Below are 2,183 nucleotides of genomic sequence, written 5' to 3' on the forward strand. Positions count from 1 at the left end.
AAACAAGCGCTGCCTTATTACGTTAATCCAGGTCCAGATGTTTCTGGGACGGTAATCAAGATAGCGATGTGAAGGGTCTGTAATGATGTTTCTCTTTTCCGGGTAGCCGTTACCCCCCACGATAATCTTCATTATTCCCCCTGCTGACGAGTGCAAAAAATTAACAGGACAAATTGAAATATTCTTGCAATTAAAAATGGTAAATAGGTAATTGCGATCTATATGTAGTTATGGTGTTTAAGAAAAAGTCTGAATGCATCATGGTTACACAGGTTGTTGATACCAAAAAAATCCGACCTATGCTGCTTCCCGACACGCTTAATTATGCACGGACATGCAGACAAAAGACGTGTATTTGCAGATGTTTAATGGCTTTCCAGAATACTTCGGGAGAGAGAGTACCAATGCTAATTAAAAAATCATGTGGCTGATAATCGATGAAACAAGATATCTTCCTTACCTTAAGTAAGAAGCCAATCTGTTTTAACAGGTAATAGCGAAATATTATGAGAAGAGTGCAATAAGCCTGAAAGCTGGGAAAGCCTCTAATTAAATATTGTCCCGATCCTTTTGATCTACACAAAAAAAAGAGTCTGCGGATGCTTAGGGCTCTTATCCCCTAAATTCTCAGCGTATCAATCACCGCGCGCAAAGCGGGCGACACATTGCGATGTGGATAATAGAGAAATGAACCTTCCAGACGTTGGCTGTAACGTTGCAGTACTCTGATCAGTTTCCCTTGTTCCAGATCCTCAGATACCAACTCTTCCGGGACATAAGCCAGTCCCAGACCCAGAGCGGCGGCTTTTGCTTCCATATAGCTGTCAGCAAAAACCCATTGGCCCTGCGGCGAATGGGTGATTTTTTTTCCATCCTGATGGAGTTCCCATGCGTACAGGCTGCCATCGCCAAACTGATAGGCGATGCAGGGATGAACGGCCAAATCTGCGGGAGCCTGCGGGAAGCCGTGGCGACGAAAGTGTTCTGGCGTACCGACAACAACCATCTCCATGTCGGGCGAAATGCGCACAGCAATCATGCCATTGCCCACTTCTGGCCCCAGACGTACACCCGCATCGAATCTCTCCGCAATAATATCGACAAACCGGCTTTCGCTGATGAGTTCCAGCCTGATATCAGGGTAGTGTTGCTTAAACACCGCAAGCTTCGGCAGTAGTACTTTATCAATCGCGTGCTGGCTAGCATTGATGCGTACCGTGCCGGATGGCGTCTGGCGATAGTGGGCCAGCGTAGCGAGTCCCGTATCTAAAGCATCGAATCCTGACTCAACGGTTTGATAGAGCTGCTCACCGGCATGGGTGAGCGATAATCTGCGCGTGGTGCGAACAATGAGTTGAACGCCCAGTCTTTCTTCAAGCTCACGTACTGAACGACTGATTCCTGATTGCGCCAGGCCAAGGCGTTGCGCTGCGGCGGTAAAACTTCCCTCGCGCACCACCAGCATGAACAAATAGAGATCGTTGTAGTTTTCCCGTTTTGCCATTATCCCGCCCTCGTAACCGCATCGCTATTTAGAACAATTTGATATCAATCTTAGCAAATATTGCCCTCTAATCAGAACGCATACTGCTAACTAAAATGTGCGCATTGAAATAAAGCACAGCAGCGTTGTCGGTATGAAACCTGCCTCTTTTAGGTTTTTTTAGGAGGATTTTGATGACTGTTTTCACCAAAAAACTGACAGCCGCGATACCTGCACTGCTGCTATGCGCATCATTAAGTGGAGTCACAACCATGAGTTATGCTGATACAAACAACCCGAACGCCCCCGTTTCGCTGGTCAAAAATTGGGATAAAACCTTTCCAGAAAGTACCAAAGTTGATCATCGTAAAGTGACCTTTCAGAATCGCTACGGCATCACTTTAGTCGGGGATCTGTACCTTCCGAAGGATCGCGGCGAGCGCAAGCTGGCAGCCGTGGCCGTCAGCGGACCGTTCGGTGCGGTCAAAGAACAGTCCAGCGGCCTGTACGCGCAGACGCTGGCTGAACAGGGATTTGTTACCCTCGCGTTTGATCCTTCATATACAGGCGAGAGTGGCGGCTATCCGCGTAATGTGGCGTCTCCGGATATCAATACCGAGGATTTCAGCGCGGCGGTTGATTTCTTAGGTCTGCAAAAAGAGGTGGACCGCAACCGAATCGGGCTAATCGGTATTTGCGG

General features: G+C 47.9%; 2 protein-coding genes. One reads left to right on the plus strand and one right to left on the minus strand.

What is annotated here, in order from left to right:
* Positions 1-619: 619 nt before the first annotated feature.
* Complete coding sequence (locus RTY00_RS23935) at positions 620-1,504, minus strand: LysR family transcriptional regulator (RefSeq protein ID WP_312666632.1); 885 nt, start codon at positions 1,502-1,504, stop codon at positions 620-622.
* Positions 1,505-1,677: 173 nt separating this feature from the next.
* On the opposite strand from RTY00_RS23935, the gene RTY00_RS23940 reads away from it, so the two are divergent.
* A partial coding sequence (locus tag RTY00_RS23940; RefSeq protein ID WP_312666633.1) for an alpha/beta hydrolase occupies positions 1,678-2,183 on the plus strand: 506 nt, incomplete at its 3' end.

Source organism: Pantoea sp. CTOTU49201, from assembly GCF_032054795.1.
In the GTDB taxonomy this organism is placed as follows: domain Bacteria; phylum Pseudomonadota; class Gammaproteobacteria; order Enterobacterales; family Enterobacteriaceae; genus Pantoea; species Pantoea symbiotica.

Excerpts from the sequence above, each read along its gene's own strand:
- RTY00_RS23935 (WP_312666632.1), bottom strand. The coding sequence starts at position 1,504 with ATGGCAAAACGGGAAAACTACAACGATCTCTATTTGTTCATGCTGGTG.